The 17,190-nt window shown below is 69.9% G+C and carries 15 protein-coding genes; 13 read left to right on the top strand and 2 right to left on the bottom strand.

Annotated elements, in window-relative coordinates; all coding sequences use genetic code 11:
• The first annotated feature begins 15 nt into the window (after positions 1–15).
• The 13 genes from AB0C26_RS41330 to AB0C26_RS41390 all read left to right on the top strand — a co-directional run bounded on the left by AB0C26_RS41330 (position 16) and on the right by AB0C26_RS41390 (position 15,694).
• Positions 16–1,800, top strand: coding sequence for a hypothetical protein (locus AB0C26_RS41330; RefSeq protein ID WP_360259368.1), 1,785 nt, complete (start codon positions 16–18; stop codon positions 1,798–1,800).
• A 166-nt stretch (positions 1,801–1,966) separates the two neighbouring features.
• Positions 1,967–4,915 carry an excinuclease ABC subunit UvrA gene (gene uvrA, locus AB0C26_RS41335; protein WP_360259370.1) on the top strand — a complete coding sequence of 983 codons (2,949 nt, stop codon included), beginning with the start codon at positions 1,967–1,969 and terminating at the stop codon, positions 4,913–4,915.
• Between the two features lie 184 nt (positions 4,916–5,099).
• The gene (locus AB0C26_RS41340) at positions 5,100–5,627 is read left to right on the top strand and encodes a Rieske (2Fe-2S) protein (protein ID WP_360259372.1); all 528 of its coding nucleotides are present in this window, start codon (positions 5,100–5,102) and stop codon (positions 5,625–5,627) included.
• Between the two features lie 97 nt (positions 5,628–5,724).
• Positions 5,725–7,806: an excinuclease ABC subunit UvrC gene (gene uvrC, locus AB0C26_RS41345; RefSeq protein WP_360259374.1), complete on the top strand. Its 2,082-nt coding sequence runs from the start codon at positions 5,725–5,727 to the stop codon at positions 7,804–7,806.
• 169 nt (positions 7,807–7,975) lie between these two features.
• Positions 7,976–8,878: an RNase adapter RapZ gene (rapZ, locus tag AB0C26_RS41350; protein WP_360259513.1), complete on the top strand. Its 903-nt coding sequence runs from the start codon at positions 7,976–7,978 to the stop codon at positions 8,876–8,878.
• A complete protein-coding gene (gene yvcK / locus AB0C26_RS41355; protein ID WP_360259376.1) occupies positions 8,875–9,864 on the top strand; it encodes a uridine diphosphate-N-acetylglucosamine-binding protein YvcK in 990 nt (329 codons plus the stop codon). Before rapZ ends, yvcK begins: the two co-directional genes overlap by 4 nt.
• 57 nt (positions 9,865–9,921) lie before the next feature.
• On the top strand, positions 9,922–10,902 hold the full coding sequence (gene whiA, locus AB0C26_RS41360; protein ID WP_097322458.1) for a DNA-binding protein WhiA: 981 nt from the start codon (positions 9,922–9,924) through the stop codon (positions 10,900–10,902).
• Between the two features lie 113 nt (positions 10,903–11,015).
• On the top strand, positions 11,016–11,573 hold the full coding sequence (locus AB0C26_RS41365) for a hypothetical protein (protein WP_360259379.1): 558 nt from the start codon (positions 11,016–11,018) through the stop codon (positions 11,571–11,573).
• Positions 11,574–11,888: 315 nt separating this feature from the next.
• Positions 11,889–12,890, top strand: coding sequence for a type I glyceraldehyde-3-phosphate dehydrogenase (gene gap, locus AB0C26_RS41370; RefSeq protein ID WP_360259381.1), 1,002 nt, complete (start codon positions 11,889–11,891; stop codon positions 12,888–12,890).
• Entirely contained in the window at positions 12,887–14,089 is a 1,203-nt protein-coding gene (locus tag AB0C26_RS41375) for a phosphoglycerate kinase (protein ID WP_360259516.1), read from the top strand. The genes gap and AB0C26_RS41375 overlap by 4 nt, the downstream gene beginning before the upstream one ends.
• A 28-nt stretch (positions 14,090–14,117) precedes the next feature.
• Positions 14,118–14,882: a triose-phosphate isomerase gene (tpiA, locus tag AB0C26_RS41380; RefSeq protein ID WP_360259517.1), complete on the top strand. Its 765-nt coding sequence runs from the start codon at positions 14,118–14,120 to the stop codon at positions 14,880–14,882.
• Positions 14,883–14,973: 91 nt separating this feature from the next.
• The gene (gene secG / locus AB0C26_RS41385) at positions 14,974–15,231 is read left to right on the top strand and encodes a preprotein translocase subunit SecG (protein ID WP_360259383.1); all 258 of its coding nucleotides are present in this window, start codon (positions 14,974–14,976) and stop codon (positions 15,229–15,231) included.
• Positions 15,232–15,349: 118 nt separating this feature from the next.
• Positions 15,350–15,694: an RNA polymerase-binding protein RbpA gene (locus tag AB0C26_RS41390; protein ID WP_360259386.1), complete on the top strand. Its 345-nt coding sequence runs from the start codon at positions 15,350–15,352 to the stop codon at positions 15,692–15,694.
• 11 nt (positions 15,695–15,705) lie between these two features.
• On the opposite strand, the gene AB0C26_RS41395 is transcribed toward AB0C26_RS41390, so the two are convergent.
• Both AB0C26_RS41395 and pgl read right to left on the bottom strand, forming a co-directional pair.
• Complete coding sequence (locus AB0C26_RS41395) at positions 15,706–16,302, bottom strand: GNAT family N-acetyltransferase (RefSeq protein WP_360259389.1); 597 nt, start codon at positions 16,300–16,302, stop codon at positions 15,706–15,708.
• A 93-nt stretch (positions 16,303–16,395) separates the two neighbouring features.
• Entirely contained in the window at positions 16,396–17,136 is a 741-nt protein-coding gene (gene pgl, locus AB0C26_RS41400; RefSeq protein WP_360259391.1) for a 6-phosphogluconolactonase, read from the bottom strand.
• Positions 17,137–17,190: the final 54 nt, after the last annotated feature.

The following is a 17,190-nucleotide window of genomic DNA, read 5'->3' on the forward strand; positions in this document are numbered from 1 at the left end:
TGCCACAATGCTGCGGTGCAAACGGTGGAACAGGTGGCCCAGGAGCAAGCCGCGGAGACCCCGGCCCGCCGTCGCGGGCCGGCCGATCTTTGGGCGTTCCTGAGCTACGCGGTGCTGTCGGTGCTGGTGATGAGCCAGCTCTGGCGCGACCCGAACGGCCGCCTGCTCGCCGGCAACCGGGACGACCACAACATCTTCCTGTTCATGATCGCGCACGCCGAGCGGGTCGTGTTCGCCGGCGAGAACCCGTTCCACTCCAGCCGGCTCAACGTGCCCGACGGCGTGAACATGATGGCCAACACCGCGGTGCTGGCCCTCGGCCTGCCGTTGGCGCCGGTCTCGCACTTCCTGGGCGTCGGCGTCACAGTGGTCCTGCTGATCACGCTGGGCCTGGCCGGCACGGCCGCCGCCTGGTACTGGGTGCTGTCCCGGCACCTGGTGACCAGCCGGGTGGCGGCCTGGATCGGCGGCCTGTGGTGCGGCTTCTGCCCGGCGATGATCTCGCACGGCAACGGCCACGTGAACTTCGTCAGCCAGTACGTGATCCCGTTCATCGTCTGGCAGGCGCTGCGGCTGCGTGAGCCGGGCCGGGCCGTGCGCGGCGGGATCATCCTGGGCCTGCTCATCGTGCTGCAGGTCTTCATCAACGAGGAGAGCCTGCTCTTCACCGCGCTCGCGCTGGGCGTCTTCGTGGTGGCGTACGGCCTGATGGCCCGGACCAGCGCCAAGCGCGACGCGCCGCACATGCTCAAGGGTCTCGGCGTCGCGGCCCTGGTCTCGGGGAGCCTGCTGGCCTACCCGCTGTGGTATCAGTTCTTCGCGCCCGGCAACTACCACGGGCAGCCGTTCGAGCCCGACCACTACGCCACCGACCTGGCCTCGCTGGGCTTCTTCGCGCGGCAGTCGCTGGCCGGCTACGGGGCGCTGACCCGGCACATGAGCGTCAGCGCGACCGAGGACAACACGTTCTTCGGGCCGGTCGGCCTGCTGATGATCATCGTTTCGATAGTGGTGCTGTGGCGTTCGGTGGCGGCCCGGGCCGCCGCGATCGCCGGTTTCGTGCTGCTGGTGATGTCGCTCGGTCCCGAACTGGTGTTCTTCGGTCACCGCACCGGCGTGCCGCTGCCGTTCGCCCTGATCAGCCACGCGCCGGTGATCGACCTGGTGAGTGTGACCCGGTTCGCCATCGTGACCTCGACCATCGCCGGCGTTCTGCTGGCCCTGGCCGCCGACCGGGCCCGCGACTTCCCCGCCAAGAAGCGCCGCCTGTTCCAGATCGGCCTGGTGCTCGCCCTGGTGCCGTTGTTCCCGAAACCGTCGCCGATCGTGCGGGCCGATCCGCTGCCGCCGTTCCTGACCCAGGGCACCTGGAAGCAGTACGTCACCGGCGACCGCACCCTGGTCGCGGTGCCGCTGCCCGACGTCACCACCGGGCGGACCGGCATGCGCTGGGCGACGCTGTCGCACTTCGCCTATCCGACGCCGCGCGGCTACTTCATGGGCCCGGCGAACCCGCCTGAGAACAACACCGGCTCCTGGAGCGCGCCGCCGCGCTTCACCTCCAACGTGCTCTGGCGGGTTCGCGAGTACGGCATCCGGCCCCAGCTCACCGCCGCCGACCGGGCCCGGATCACCGAGGACCTGATCTTCTGGCGGGCCGCCGTGGTCGTCCTCGTGCCGAACAGCCGCAACGGCGACGACCTGCTGGCCACGCTGACCGACGCGCTGGGCCCGCCCCAGCAGGTCGGCGGGGTCGAGATCTGGGACGTACGCTATTTGGCGGTTCCCTCCAAAGAGTGATCTCTCCGCGGGTGAACTGCGGGAATGTGCGCCATCTGGTGGGCGCTGCACTTACTTGGGCCCGCGCTGGGGAAAAGATGTCGTACCCCCTGGCTAGAGTGGCCCCCGGCTTTGCAGCATTCATACACCTGTACGGTTTCGACTCTTTTGCGGGAAAGGCTGGCTGGTGGCCGACCGTTTGACTATTCGAGGCGCGCGCGAGCACAACCTGCGCGACGTCAGTCTCGACCTGCCCCGTGACGCGATGATCGTGTTCACCGGTCTGTCCGGGTCGGGCAAGTCCAGCCTCGCGTTCGACACGATCTTCGCCGAGGGGCAGCGACGCTACGTCGAGTCGCTCTCGTCGTACGCGAGGCAGTTCCTCGGGCAGATGGACAAGCCCGACGTCGACTTCATCGAGGGCCTGTCGCCGGCGGTGTCGATCGACCAGAAATCCACCTCGCGCAACCCGCGCTCGACGGTGGGCACCATCACCGAGGTCTACGACTACCTGCGCCTGCTCTTCGCGCGGACCGGCATTCCGCACTGCCCGATCTGCGGCGAGCGGATCAGCAAGCAGACCCCGCAGCAGATCGTCGACCGGGTCCTGGCCATGGACGAGGGCACCCGGTTCATGGTGCTGGCGCCGGTGATCCGCGGGCGCAAGGGTGAGTACGTCGACCTGTTCGCCGAGCTGCAGGCCAAGGGTTACGCCCGGGCCCGGGTCGACGGCGTGGTCCACCCGCTGACCGAGCCGCCCAAGCTCAAGAAGCAGGAGAAGCACACCATCGAGGTGGTCGTCGACCGCCTCAGCGTCAAGGCGAGCAGCAAGCAGCGGCTGACCGACTCCATCGAGTCGGCGCTGGGCCTGGCCAACGGCATCGTCGTGCTCGACTTCGTCGACCTGCCCGAGGACGACCCGCAGCGCGAGCGGCGCTTCTCCGAGCACCTGGCCTGCCCGAACGACCACCCCCTGGCCATCGAGGACCTCGAGCCCCGGGTCTTCTCGTTCAACGCGCCCTACGGCGCGTGCCCCGAGTGCACGGGCATCGGCACCAAGAAAGAGGTCGACCCTGAGCTGCTGATCCCGGACGAGGAGCGCAGCATCCGCGAGGGCGCGATCCAGCCCTGGTCCGGCGGCCAGACCCAGGAATACTTCCTGCGCCTGCTCGAGGCGCTCGCGTCGAGCGAGAAGTTCAGCATCGACACGCCGTGGCGGCAGCTGCCCTCCCGCGCGCAGAAGACGATCCTGTACGGCTCGGAGGACCAGGTCCACGTCCGCTACCGGAACAAGTACGGGCGTGAGCGCTCGTACTACACCGGGTTCGAGGGCGTGGTGCAGTGGATCGAGCGCCGGCACAACGACACCGAGAGCGACTGGTCCCGCGACAAGTACGAGGGCTACATGCGCGACGTGCCGTGCCCGGTCTGCGGCGGCGCCCGGCTCAAGCCCGAGGTGCTGGCCGTGACCATCGCCGGCAAGAGCATTGCCGAGGTCTGCAACCTGTCCATCGGTGACTGCGCCGACCTGCTGGCCGGCCTCGAGCTCGACGACCGGCAGAAGATGATCGCCGAGCGGGTGCTCAAGGAGATCAACGCCCGGCTGCGCTTCCTGGTCGACGTCGGCCTGGAATACCTGTCGCTCGACCGCGGCGCCGGCACCCTGTCCGGCGGCGAGGCCCAGCGCATCCGGCTCGCCACCCAGATCGGCTCCGGCCTGGTCGGCGTGCTCTACGTGCTCGACGAGCCGTCGATCGGCCTGCACCAGCGCGACAACCACCGGCTCATCGAGACCCTGGTGCGGCTGCGCGACCTGGGCAACACGCTGATCGTGGTGGAGCACGACGAGGACACGATCCGTACGGCCGACTGGATCGTCGACATCGGCCCGGGCGCCGGTGAGCACGGCGGCCAGATCGTGCACAGCGGCTCGGTCGAGGGCCTGCTCAAGAACAAGCAGTCGCCCACCGGCGCCTACCTTTCCGGCCGCAAGTCGATCCCGACGCCGGCCGGCCGCCGCCCGCAGACGCCCGGCCGTGAGCTGGTCGTTCAGGGCGCCCGCGAGCACAACCTGCGCAACCTGACCGTCGGCTTCCCGCTCGGGCAGTTCATCGCGGTCACCGGGGTCAGCGGCTCGGGCAAGTCGACGCTGGTCAACGACATCCTCTACACGGTGCTGGCCAACCAGATCAACGGCGCCCGCATGGTGCCGGGCCGGCACACCCGCATCAGCGGCCTGGAGAACGTCGACAAGGTCGTCGGCGTCGACCAGTCGCCGATCGGCCGGACCCCGCGGTCCAACCCCGCGACGTACACGGGCGTCTTCGACAACATCCGCAAGCTGTTCGCGGAGACGACCGAGGCCAAGGTGCGCGGGTACGGCCCGGGCCGGTTCTCGTTCAACGTCAAGGGCGGCCGCTGCGAGAACTGCTCCGGCGACGGCACGATCAAGATCGAGATGAACTTCCTGCCGGACGTCTACGTCCCGTGTGAGGTGTGCAAGGGCGCCCGGTACAACCGGGAGACGCTCGAGGTGCACTACAAGGGCAAGACGATCTCCGAGGTGCTCAACATGCCGATCGAGGAGGCGGCGGAGTTCTTCCAGCCGATCCCCGCGATCCACCGGCACCTCAAGACGCTGGTCGACGTCGGCCTGGGCTACGTGCGGCTCGGCCAGCCGGCGCCCACCCTGTCCGGCGGCGAGGCGCAGCGCGTCAAGCTCGCCTCCGAGCTGCAGAAGCGCTCGACCGGCAAGACGGTCTACGTGCTCGACGAGCCGACCACCGGCCTGCACTTCGAGGACATCCGCAAGCTGCTGATGGTCCTCAACGGCCTGGTCGACAAGGGCAACACGGTGATCACGATCGAGCACAACCTCGACGTGATCAAGACGGCCGACTGGCTGATCGACATGGGCCCCGAGGGCGGCAGCAAGGGCGGTCTGGTGCTCGCCACCGGCACGCCCGAGGAACTGGCCGAGGTGCCCGAGAGCCACACGGGTCAGTACCTGCGCCACATGCTGGGTCTCGAGGGCAAGGCGGCCGGCTCGTCCGACGCGATCGCCCGTGCGGCCCAGGCCAACGGCACCGCGCCCAAGAAGCGGGCGACGCGAGCCCGCGCGAAGGCGTCCGTGTGAGAGCTCAGCAACGTCTCAGGTGATCCATAGCCAGCGCGCCCGGTCGGGACCTTAGTCTCGACCGGGCGCTGTTATGTGGGTAATTTTCGCCGAACGCCTGAACCCGGGGCCGCCGCGACAGCGTATGTAGATGCGACGCCGCGTGACCCACTCATGCGGAACCAGGCACTGGAGGACAACAGAGATGACTGACGTGCAGACCAGGACCGACGCCGAGCTCAGCACCGAGGAGCCCAACCGTCCCGGTACGGCGTCGACCCGCCGTGTCGTCCTTCTCGGCGCGGGCGGCCTGGGCGCGGCCTGTGTGCTCGCCGCCTGCGGCACGAACGCGTCGAGCACCAACAGCAACGGCACCGACTTCAGCGACCAGCCGGCCCCGGCCGGCAGCGCGGGCGCGCAGAACGACGGCACGGGCAACACGGCCGCCGGTGGCGCCGCGCTCGCGGCCGCCGCCGACATCCCCGAGGGCGGCGGCATCATCAAGGGCGACCTGGTGATCACCCAGCCCGTGGCCGGCACGTACAAGGCGTTCAGCAAGGTGTGCACGCACGCCGGCTGCGACGTCAACAAGATCGACGCCGGGCAGATCTCGTGCCCCTGCCACAACAGCAAGTTCTCGATCGAGACCGGCGAGCCCACCTCGGGACCGGCCACCAAGGCCCTGCCCGAGACCAAGGTCAAAAAGGACGGCGACAACATCGTCGCGGCCTGACCGCCGCTAGCGGAAAGGCCGGAGGTCCGAGCCGTGGCGGCGGCAGCGGACCTCCGGTCGGGTAATCATGTCAGTCCCCCGCACTAGTGTTGAGACCGTGCCAGACCCCTCCAGCTACCGCCCGGCGCCCGGGTCGATTCCCGAGTCGCCCGGCGTCTACCGTTTCCGCGACCCCGGCGGCCGCGTCATCTACGTGGGCAAGGCCAAAAACCTGCGGAACCGGCTGAACTCCTACTTCGCCGACACGTGGTCGCTGCACGCGCGTACCCAGCAGATGGTCACCACGGCGGCCAGTGTGGACTGGGTCACGGTCGGCACCGAGGTCGAGGCACTCCAGCTCGAGTTCAGCTGGATCAAGGAGTTCGACCCGCGCTTCAACGTCAAGTACCGCGACGACAAGTCGTACCCGTTCCTCGCCGTCACCCTCAACGAGGAGTACCCCCGGCTCCAGGTCATGCGCGGCGCCAAGCGCAAAGGCGTGCGCTACTTCGGCCCGTACTCGCACGCCTGGGCCATCCGCGAGACGCTCGACCTGCTGCTGCGGGTCTTCCCGGCGCGGACCTGCTCGAGCGGGGTCTTCAAGCGCGCCGGCCAGATCGGCCGTCCCTGCCTGCTGGGCTACATCGGCAAGTGCTCGGCGCCCTGCGTCGGCACGGTCTCGGCCGACGAGCACCGCGCGATCGTCGACGACTTCTGCGACTTCATGGCCGGGCGCACCGACACGTTCGTCAAGCGGCTCGAACGCGACATGATGCAGGCCTCCGAGGAGCTCGAGTTCGAAAAGGCGGCCCGGCTGCGCGACGACATCGCCGCCCTGCGCCGCGCCATGGAGAAGCAGACGGTGGTGCTCGGTGACGGCACCGACGCCGACGTGGTGGCCTTCTCCGAGGACCCGCTCGAGGCCGCGGTCCAGGTCTTCCACGTGCGCGACGGGCGCGTGCGCGGCCAGCGCGGCTGGGTGGTGGAAAAGGTCGAGGACCTGTCCACCGGCGACCTCGTGCACCACTTCTGCAGCCAGATGTACGGCGGCTCCGAGGGGGAGAACGACGTGCCGCGCGAGCTGCTCGTGCCGGCGCTGCCCGACGACGCCCCCGCCCTGGAGAGCTGGCTGTCCGAGCGCCGCGGCAGCCGGGTCGCGCTGCGGGTGCCGCAGCGGGGCGACAAGAGGTCGCTGATGGAGACGGTGGCGCGCAACGCGGGGGAGTCGCTGCAGCGGCACAAGCTGCGCCGCGCCGGCGACCTGACGACCCGCAGCAAGGCGCTCGACGAGATCGCCGAGGCGCTGGGGCTCGACTCGGCGCCGCTGCGCATCGAGTGCTTCGACGTGTCGCAGATCCAGGGCACCGACGTGGTGGCCTCGATGGTCGTCTTCGAGGACGGCCTGGCCCGCAAGAGCGAGTACCGCCGCTTCGCGGTCCGCGGCAACGCCGACGGCAGCGGCATGGACGACCTGTCGGCGATGAGCGAGGTCATGCGGCGCCGCTTCGCCCGGTTCAAGGCGCAGCCCGGTGCGGACGGGCCTTTGGACAAACCGGAAGAGCCGGCCGACGGCGAGATCGCCACCAGCGAGCTGCCGGGGATCGATCCGCTGACCGGCAAGCCGCGACGGTTCGCGTACCCACCGCAATTGGTGGTTGTCGACGGTGGCCAGCCTCAGGTGAACGCGGTGGCCGCGGTCTTCGCCGACCTGGGCATCACCGACGTGGCGCTGTGCGGCCTGGCCAAGCGGCTGGAGGAGGTGTGGCAGCCGGGGGAGGACTTCCCGGTGATCCTGCCGCGCACCTCCGAGGCGCTTTATCTTCTGCAGCGGGTACGCGACGAGGCGCACCGGTTCGCCATCACGTTCCACCGGCAGCGGCGGTCCAAGCGGATGACGGCGTCGGCGCTCGACAACATCCCCGGCCTGGGGGAGACCCGGCGCAAGGCGCTGCTGCGGCACTTCGGCTCGCTCAAGCGGCTCTCCGCGGCCACCCCGGAGGAGATCACCGAGGTGCCCGGCATCGGGCGGCGTACGGCCGAGGCGGTCCTGGCCGCCCTCATCCCGCCGGCGTCCGAGCCGGCATCCGAAGCACCCGAGATCGACCCCGGCGCGATTCCGCCCGGTGGCGCCGGGCCGACGAAGGCCCGGGCCGGGCGGGTCAACGCGCCGTCGAACAGGTCACACGTGACGCCGACCTGAGTGGTGAGGCGGAACGCGAAAGGGTGACCGGTTGTTGAAGTGACGGGTCCGGTGCACCGGATCGGGTAGTCGACAGCCGTCCGGCCGGTTGGTGCCGGTGGCTTCGGCCTAGGATGTTGTGTCCGCCGCAGGCGCGGGCACGGACGCGGGAGGCGTGGTGACGGAGTCGATGCCGGAGTACGTGGCGGACTCTGATGGGGTTGACCAGGAAGTGACGACCGATCTCGTGATCGTCACCGGGGTGTCCGGCGGTGGCCGCAGTACCGTGGCCCGGGCCTTGGAGAACGTCGGCTTCTATGTCGTCGACAATCTGCCGCAGGCCCTCATGCTCGACATGGCCCAGCTCGCCGTGCAGGCGGGTGGCGCCGCGCGGCGTACGGCAATGGTCCTCGACGTGCGCAGCCGGGCCTTCTCGACCGACCTGACCGGGGCCGTGCACGATCTGCGCGAGCGCGGCTTCAACCCGCGCGTGGTCTTCGTCGACGCCGAGGACGACGTGCTCATCCGGCGGTTCGAGTCGGTGCGCCGCTCGCACCCGCTGCAGGGCGACGGGCGCCTGGCCGACGGCATCACGGCCGAGCGCAAGCTGCTGGCCGAGGCCCGCGAGCAGGCCGACGTGATCATCGACACCAGCCACCTCAACGTCAACCAGCTCCGCCGCCGCGTCGAGGAGCTGTTCGGCGGCGAGGACGTGCGCCGGCTGCGGATCACCGTGCTCTCCTTCGGCTTCAAGTACGGCCTGCCCCCCGACGCCGACTACGTGATGGACGCGCGGTTCCTGCCCAACCCGTTCTGGGTGCCGGCCCTGCGCGACCACACCGGCCTGGAGGAATCGGTCAGCACGTACGTCCTCGACCAGGAGGGCGCGAGCGACTTCGTCAAGACGTACGCCTCGCTGATCGCCGCCACCGCCACCGGTTTCGAGCGCGAGGGCAAGCGCTACCTGACCGTCGCCGTCGGCTGCACGGGCGGCAAGCACCGCAGCGTCGCCATCACCGAGGAGCTCACCGCCCAGCTGCGCGACATGCGGCTCGCGGCCCACTCGTCCCACCGCGATCTGGGGCGGGAGTGACGGCGCGCCGCCCGGTCAAGGTGGTCGCGTTCGGCGGCGGTCACGGCCTCAGCGCCTCACTGCGCGGCCTGCGCCGGGCGAGCGAGGAGCTTGAGCTGGACATCACCGCCGTGGTCACCGTGGGCGACGACGGCGGCTCCAGCGGGCGGCTGCTGGCCGAGCGGGACGCCCTGCTGCCCCCGGGCGACCTGCGCCAGGCGCTGGCCGCGCTGGCCGACGACACCCCGGTCACCCGGCGCACGGCCGACGTCCTGCAGTACCGCTTCGCCGAGATCCCGGCCGGTGGCGAGGGTCCCGACCCGCTCGTCGGGCACGCCGTGGGCAACCTGCTGCTGCTCGGGCTGATGGAGATGCTCGGCGATCCGGTGCAGGCGCTCGACCACGCGGCGGCGATGGTCGGCGCGCGCGGCCGGGTGCTGCCGATGGCCCGCCACGCGGTCGGCATCGAGGCGGACGTGCGCGGTGCCGACCCGGCCCGGCCCGACGACGTGGTCACGGTCCGCGGTCAGCACGCGGTCGCGGTGACCTGCGGTCACGTCGAGGCCGTACGCCTGGAGCCCGCCGACCCGCCGATCTGCGACCCGGTGATCGACGCGATAGCGGCCGCCGACTGGCTGATCTTCGGGCCCGGCAGCTGGTACACGAGCGTGCTGCCGCACCTGATGGTGCCCCGGCTGGCCCGGGCGATCACGGCGAGCCCGGCCCGGCGGCTGGTGACGCTCAACCTGGCCGCCGACAACGAGACCCTCGGCCTGTCGGTGGCCGACCACGTGGCCGCCCTGCACTGGTATCTGCCCGGCCTGCGGGTCGACGCGGTGGTCGCCGACGGCAAGTGGGTGGGCGAGCCGGAACCGGTGCGCCGGGCCGCTGAGGCCCTGGGTGCGCAGCTGATTCTGGCACCCGTGGCCGTTGCGGACGGCAGCGCCAGGCATGATCCTGAGTCGTTGGGCGTTGCCCTGGTGCCAGTATTGGGCGCCGCTCGTTAAGCAGACGCCGAATACGGCATGTTTTGGTGGAAATCCGGCGCATGAGGTGAGCACATAATGGCGATGACGGCAGCGGTCAAGGACGAGCTGAGCCGGGTCGACGTGCCCAAGCCCTGCTGCCGCCGGGCCGAGATGGCGGCCCTGCTGCGGTTCGCCGGGGGCCTGCACATCGTCTCCGGCCGGGTGGTGGTGGAGGCCGAGCTCGACACCGGCGCGGTGGCGCGGCGGCTGCGGCGCGAGATCGCCGACGTGTACGGCTACCCGAGCGAGGTGCACGTGCTGGCCTCCGGCGGCCTGCGCAAGGGCAGCCACTACATCGTCCGCATCGTCAAGGACGGCGAGGCGCTGGCCCGCCAGACCGGCCTGCTCGACGTGCGCGGCCGTCCCGTCCGGGGCCTGCCGCCGCACGTGGTGTCGGCCAACGTCTGCTGCGCGGTGGCCGCGTGGCGGGGCGCCTTCATGGCGCACGGCTCGCTGACCGAGCCCGGCCGCTCCAGCGCCCTGGAGATCACCTGCCCCGGCCCGGAGGCGGCGCTGGCGCTGCGCGGCGCGGCCCGCCGCATCGGCATCACGGCCAAGGAGCGCGAGGTGCGCGGCGTCGACCGGGTCGTCATCAAGGACGGTGACGCCATCGCGGCCCTGCTGACCCGCATCGGCGCCCACGCGAGCGTGCTGGCCTGGGAGGAGCGCCGGGTCCGCCGCGAGGTCCGCGCCACCGCCAACCGCCTGGCCAACTTCGACGACGCCAACCTGCGCCGCTCGGCCCGCGCCGCGGTCGCGGCGGCGGCCCGGGTCACCCGCGCCCTGGAGATCCTGGCCGACGAGGCCCCGAACCACCTCACCTCGGCCGGCCAGCTCCGCCTGGAGCACCGCCAGGCGTCGCTGGAGGAACTGGGCGCCCTGGCCGACCCGCCACTGACCAAGGACGCGATCGCCGGCCGTATAAGGCGTCTGCTCGCCCTCGCCGACAAGCGCGCCCGCGACCTGGGCATCCCCGACACCGAAGCCGCCGTGACCCCCGAGATGATGGCCTGCTGACTTGCTCCACGCCTAGATGCTCCTTGTCAACAGATCATCTTCGCGCCATCCGGGTTTTCGACCACGTTTTTCCTCTTACACAAGCCTTCGAAAACCCGGAAGACTCTCCCGTCATGAGCGGCAACGAGGCCCTCGCACAGAGGGTGGCAACAGTGGAAGATGAGATCACGGACATCCGGCAAGACGCGGCGGAGGTGAGAATCTTGGCAGCCGGTGCGAGCCAGGACGCGAGCGACTATCAATCGTCGCTGAGGCATCATGTCCAACAGCTGAACGCGCTGCGTAAGACGCAGCTCGAGCAGTCCGGGCAGCTCAGGGCGCTCTCCACCGATGTGCGCCATGTTTTCGATGAGGTGAAGAGTCTGCGGGTGACGCAGCTCGACCAGCAGGCCGATCTGGAAAAGCTGGCCGAGGCTCAATTCCGCCAGTGGACCGACATCCAGGAGATCAAGCGGAATCAGCTCAGGCACCACGGGGATCAGAAGGCGAAGATCTCCGACCTCAAGACGGACGTCACGCAGCTCAAGACGGACGTCACGGAGCTCAAGACGGACGTTACGGAGCTCAAGACGGACGTTACGGAGCTCAAGACGGACGTCACGGAGCTCAAGACGGGCATGGCGAGGGTTCTTCAGCTGCTTGAGCGCCGAGGTGACGGCGCGGCCAACTGACCAGCGGTGAGCGAGGGGTCGCCTGAGCGGCCCCTCGCTGTTTTCGCTGGGGAGAAGCGCAGGTTAACGAGGGAGCTTAGTCACGGTTGGGTTGCGCCCCCTGCGTGATGGGCTCAGGGGGCTCGGATAGTGTCTTAGCCGACGGCGACGGTGCCGGCAGCTCGGCCGACCGCGCTGTGCGCCGCCCGTCAGTCGCGGCGCCTCCTCCTGCTGGCGCGGCGGCCGGACGCCCCTTTGCCGGCCCGGGAAACGGTCGGCAACGCAGACCCTCCGCCGGTCGCAAAATCCGGCGGACCGAAACGAGGAGATCCACCTGTGACCATCCGGGTTGGCATCAACGGCTTCGGCCGTATCGGCCGCAACTTCTTCCGGGCGGTTCTCGCCTCGGGCGCGGACATCGAGATCGTCGGTGTGAACGACCTGACCGACAACGCGACGCTGGCGCACCTGCTCAAGTACGACTCGATCCTCGGCCGCCTGCCGTACGAGGTGAAGGCCACCGCCGACGAGATCACCGTGAACGGCAAGACCTTCAAGGCGTTCGCCGAGCGTGACCCCAACAACCTGCCGTGGGGTGACCTGGGCGCCGACGTCGTCATCGAGTCGACCGGCTTCTTCACCGACGCCTCCAAGGCCAAGGCGCACGTCGACCAGGGCGCCAAGAAGGTCATCATCTCGGCCCCGGCCAAGAACGAAGACATCACCATCGTCATGGGTGTCAACGACAACCTGTACGACGGCGCGAAGCACACGATCATCTCGAACGCTTCCTGCACCACCAACTGCCTCGCCCCGATGGCGAAGGTCCTCAACGACGCGCTCGGGATCGAGAAGGGTCTGATGACCACGATCCACGCGTACACCCAGGACCAGAACCTGCAGGACGGCCCGCACAAGGACCTGCGCCGCGCCCGCGCCGCCGCCCTGAACATCGTGCCGACCTCGACCGGCGCCGCCAAGGCCGTCAGCCTGGTGCTGCCGGAGCTCAAGGGCAAGCTCGACGGCTTCGCGCTGCGGGTGCCGATCCCCACCGGCTCGGCCACCGACCTGACCTTCACCGCCGCCCGTGACACCACGGTCGAGGAGGTCAACGCCGCGATCAAGGCCGCCGCCGAGGGCCCGCTCAAGGGCATCCTGGTCTACACCGAGGACGAGATCGTCTCCTCGGACATCGTGACCGACCCGGCCTCCTGCATCTTCGACGCCGGCCTCACCAAGGTCATCGGCGGCAACCAGGTCAAGGTCGTCGGCTGGTACGACAACGAGTGGGGCTACTCGAACCGCCTCGTCGACCTGGTCAAGCTCGTCGGAGCCTGATCTTGAAGACTCTCGACGACCTGCTCGGCGAGGGTGTCTCGGGTCGGCGCGTGCTCGTGCGCGCCGACCTGAACGTCCCGTTCGACAAGGCCCACCCCGGTGTTATCTCGGACGACGGCCGCGCCCGCGCGGTTCTGCCGACGCTGATCGCCCTGCGTGACGCCGGCGCTCGCGTCATCGTCGTCTCGCACCTGGGCCGCCCGAAGGGCGCCCCGGACCCCAAGTTCACGCTCGCCCCGGTCGCCACGCGGCTCGGCGAGCTGCTCGGCGCGCCGGTCGCCTTCGCGTCCGACACCGTCGGCGACGACGCGTCGGCCAAGGTCGACGCGCTCCAGGACGGCCAGGTGCTCCTGCTGGAGAACCTGCGGTTCAACGAGGGCGAGACGTCGAAGGACGAGGCCGCCCGGGCCGCGTTCGCCGCTCAGCTGGCCTCGTTCGCCGACTACTACGTCGACGACGCCTTCGGCGCCGTGCACCGCAAGCACGCTTCGGTGTACGACGTGCCGGCGATCCTGCCGCACTACGCGGGCGGCCTCGTGCTGCGCGAGGTCGAGGTGCTCAAGAAGGTCACCGAGAGCCCCGAGCAGCCGTACGTCGTGGTCCTGGGTGGCTCGAAGGTCTCCGACAAGCTCGCCGTGATCAAGGCGCTGCTGCCGAAGGTCGACAAGCTGCTGGTCGGCGGCGGCATGTGCTTCACCTTCCTCAAGGCCCAGGGCCACGAGGTCGGCAAGTCGCTGCTCGAGGACGAGATGGTCCAGACCTGCGCCGACCTGCTCGCGCAGGCCGACGGGCGGATCGTCCTGCCGGTCGACGTCGTCGCGGCCACCGAGTTCTCGGCCGACGCCGACCACGTGACGGTCCCGGTGTCCGAGATCCCGGCCGACCGGCTCGGTCTCGACATCGGCCCGGAGTCGGTGGCGCTGTTCGCCGACGCCATCGGCCCGGCCAAGACCGTGTTCTGGAACGGCCCGATGGGCGTCTTCGAGCTCGCGCCGTTCGCGGCCGGCACCCGGGGCGTCGCCGAGGCCATCACCAAGATCGACGGCTTCTCGGTCGTCGGCGGCGGTGACTCGGCCGCGGCCGTGCGCACCCTCGGCCTGGACGAGAGCGCCTTCGGGCACATCTCGACGGGCGGCGGCGCCTCCCTGGAATACCTCGAGGGCAAGACCCTGCCCGGCATCGAAGCGCTGGAGAAGTGACGTGACTGCGGAAGCTCGCCGGCCGCTGATGGCCGGCAACTGGAAGATGAACCTCAACCACTTCGAGGCGAATCTGCTGGTGCAGAAGCTGGCCGCGAGCCTGTCCGAGCAGCAGCTCACCGATGTCGAGGTGGCCGTGCTGCCGCCGTTCACCGATCTGCGCACCGTGCAGACCGCGGTGGACGGCGACAAGCTGCTCATCGAGTACGGCGCGCAGGACATCTCGCAGCACAAGTCCGGCGCCTACACCGGCGAGATCGCCGGTTCGATGCTGGAGAAGCTCGGCTGTACGTACGTGCTGGCCGGCCACTCCGAGCGGCGTGAGTACCACAACGAGGGCGACGACATCGTCAACGCGAAGGTGAAGGCGGCCTTCGCGAGCGGCCTGACGCCGATCCTCTGCGTGGGCGAGGGCCTGAACATCCGCGAGGCCGGCGGGCACTGCCCGCACTGCGTCGACCAGCTCGACGCCGGCCTGGCCGGGCTCAAGCCGGAGCAGGTCAAGCAGATCGTCATCGCGTACGAGCCGGTCTGGGCGATCGGTACCGGCAAGACCGCGACGCCGGAGGACGCGCAGGAGGTCTGCGGCGCCCTGCGGGTGCGGCTCGTCGAGAAGTACGGCGAAGAGGTCGGCAACGCGGTCCGGATCCTGTACGGCGGCTCGGTGAAGGCGGCGAACATCGCGGCCATCATGGCCCAGCCGGACGTGGACGGTGCCCTGGTCGGCGGCGCGAGCCTCGACGCGGAGGAGTTCGCGTCGATCGCCCGCTTTCGGGAGCACGTAGCCCGCTGAGAAGTTCCTCGTGTGCCCGGGCGCCTCAGGTGTCCGGGCACACGCTATTGTTGGACCGCTGCTGTGCCCTTCGAGAGGAATCGAACCGACCATGCCGATGTGGTTCGCGTACACGATGATCGTGTTGCTGGTGCTCACCAGCATTCTGCTGACCCTGCTCATCCTGCTGCACCGCGGCAAGGGCGGCGGCATGTCGAGCATGTTCGGTGGCGGGGTGACCTCCAGCCTGGCGGGTTCGTCAGTGGCGGAGAAGAACCTCGACCGCTACACCGTGCTCGTCGGTGTCATCTGGTTTGCCGCCATCGTCGGGATGGGTCTCTGGCTGCGCCTGGCGCTGCCCGGCAGTTAGAAGGCCAGCCACGCTTCCTGACGGAGCGTGATAGTCGTAGAATCTGCCGCGCGTCCGGTTCTGCCGGGCGCGCGGCGTTTGTTTTGGTTTGTCCACGCACCGAGTCAGGAGTGACGTCGTGTCCAGTGGCAGCGCCATCCGCGGCAGCCGAATCGGCTCGTCCCCGATGCGCCCCGACGAGCGCACCGAGCCCGCACCGCGCCGGGAGGTGACCTACTTCTGCGCCGCCGGGCACGTCAGCGACATCCTGTTCGCCGCTGAGGCGTCCCCGCCCGAGACGTGGGACTGCCCGCGCTGCGGCCAGCCGGCCGGCCTGGACGGGAAGAACCCGCCCGGGCGGCTGCGCTCCGAGCCGTACAAATCGCATCTGGCGTACGTCAAGGAGCGCCGTTCCGACGAGGACGGCGCCAAGATCCTGGAAGAGGCGCTGGCCAAGGTGCGCCAGCGCCGCGGCCGGGACTGACCCGTCCGGAACTAGGACGTCGTACGGCCCATGTAGGTCACGTTCTCGGCGCCGGGCACCGTGATCTCGGTGAAGCCCAGCCGGTCGTAGAAGACGCGCGCCCCGGTGTTGGCCGGGTTCATCCCCAGATGCACCCGGTCCACGCCGGCCGCACGCAGACCGTCGAGGAAGGCCGCCATCAGACCGCGGCCGAAACCCTTGCCCTGCCACTCCGGCAACAGGTCGATGTGCAGGTGGGCGGGGTAATCGGCCAGCTCCGGAATGATCATGCGCTCCGGGTTGTGGTGCAGGCTCAGCCACGTCTGGTCGCGGGGATCGTCGCCGTAGCGGCCCTCGGTCGCCGGCAGCCACTCCTCGCGGTACCGCTTGACGAAATCGGCGGTGTCCTTCGTGCCCAGCACGTACCCGACCGCCGTGCCCTCACCGTCGTCCAGCACGGACGCCCGCTCCGGCTCCAGCACGACGTACGGCGCGGCGAAGATGTCACCGACCAGCCGGTCGGAGCTGTTCTGCCCGCGGGCGTCGCCACCGGCGTCGGCCGTGCGGACGCAGATGTCGTAGACGGAGTCGAGGTCGCTGGGCCGGTAGGCGCGGATGTGTGGCTGCACGATCCGCAGTCTAGGGTTCACCCACCGCGTGGCCTGGCTCACGCCTCGAGGTGGGCGCCGATTGCCCTCGGCGCCGCACCTTCGGGCAATCTTTCAGTTCTTGGCGGCCACGTTCGCCGCGGCGGCCTTGTCGAGCAGCCAGTACGTCCTCGAGACGCCGGTGGCGTGCGCGGCCGGCAGCAGCTTGTCGCCGTTGAGCGCCTTGCCCACCGACTCGGTCTTGTCCGGCCCGGCGGCGATCAGCCACACCTCGTCGGCGCTCTGGATCGTCGGCATGGTCAGGGTGATCCGGGTCGGCGGCGGCTTCGGGCTGTTGTGTACGGCCGCTGTCGTGCCGGTCTCGTTCAGCACCGGGTGCTCGGGGAAGAGCGAGGCCACATGGCCGTCCTCGCCCACGCCGAGCATCAGCACGTCGATCGGCGGCACGTCGGCGCCGCCCAGGCGCAGCTCACCCGCGTACCGGGCGGCCGCCGCCTCGGCGTCGTCGCCGTCCGGACCGTCCGAGGCGGGCATGGCGTGCACCCGGGCCGGGTCGAGCGGCAGCGCGTCGAGCAGGGCGGCCCGGGCCTGGGTCTCATTGCGGTCGGGGTCGCCCGCGGGCAGGAAACGCTCGTCACCCCACCACAGGTCCACGTGCGACCAGTCGATGGCGGCGGCGGCCGGCAGGTCCTTCAGGGTGTGCAGCACCTTGCCGGCGATCCGGCCACCGGTCAGCACCACGCTCGCCGTACCGCGCTCGGCCTGCGCGTCCACGATCTTGGCGACGAGCCGGGACGCCACCGTCGCCGCGAGGATGTCGGCGTCGGGTACCACCACGACCAAGGTCTTGCTCACTGTCACTCCTGTCAAAGGCCGTGGGCCGCCTTCCGGGAACGGAGGCGGCCCACT

It is taken from the genome of Actinoplanes sp. NPDC048796, from assembly GCF_040650035.1.
In the GTDB taxonomy this organism is placed as follows: domain Bacteria; phylum Actinomycetota; class Actinomycetes; order Mycobacteriales; family Micromonosporaceae; genus Actinoplanes.

Bases quoted from the DNA above. Each gene is read 5' to 3' on its own strand.
- whiA (WP_097322458.1), top strand. From the start codon at position 9,922: ATGGCGATGACGGCAGCGGTCAAGGACGAGCTGAGCCGGGTCGACGTG.
- AB0C26_RS41340 (WP_360259372.1), top strand. From the start codon at position 5,100: ATGACTGACGTGCAGACCAGGACCGACGCCGAGCTCAGCACCGAGGAG.
- rapZ (WP_360259513.1), top strand. From the start codon at position 7,976: ATGCCGGAGTACGTGGCGGACTCTGATGGGGTTGACCAGGAAGTGACG.
- secG (WP_360259383.1), top strand. From the start codon at position 14,974: ATGCCGATGTGGTTCGCGTACACGATGATCGTGTTGCTGGTGCTCACC.
- AB0C26_RS41365 (WP_360259379.1), top strand. From the start codon at position 11,016: ATGAGCGGCAACGAGGCCCTCGCACAGAGGGTGGCAACAGTGGAAGAT.
- tpiA (WP_360259517.1), top strand. From the start codon at position 14,118: ATGGCCGGCAACTGGAAGATGAACCTCAACCACTTCGAGGCGAATCTG.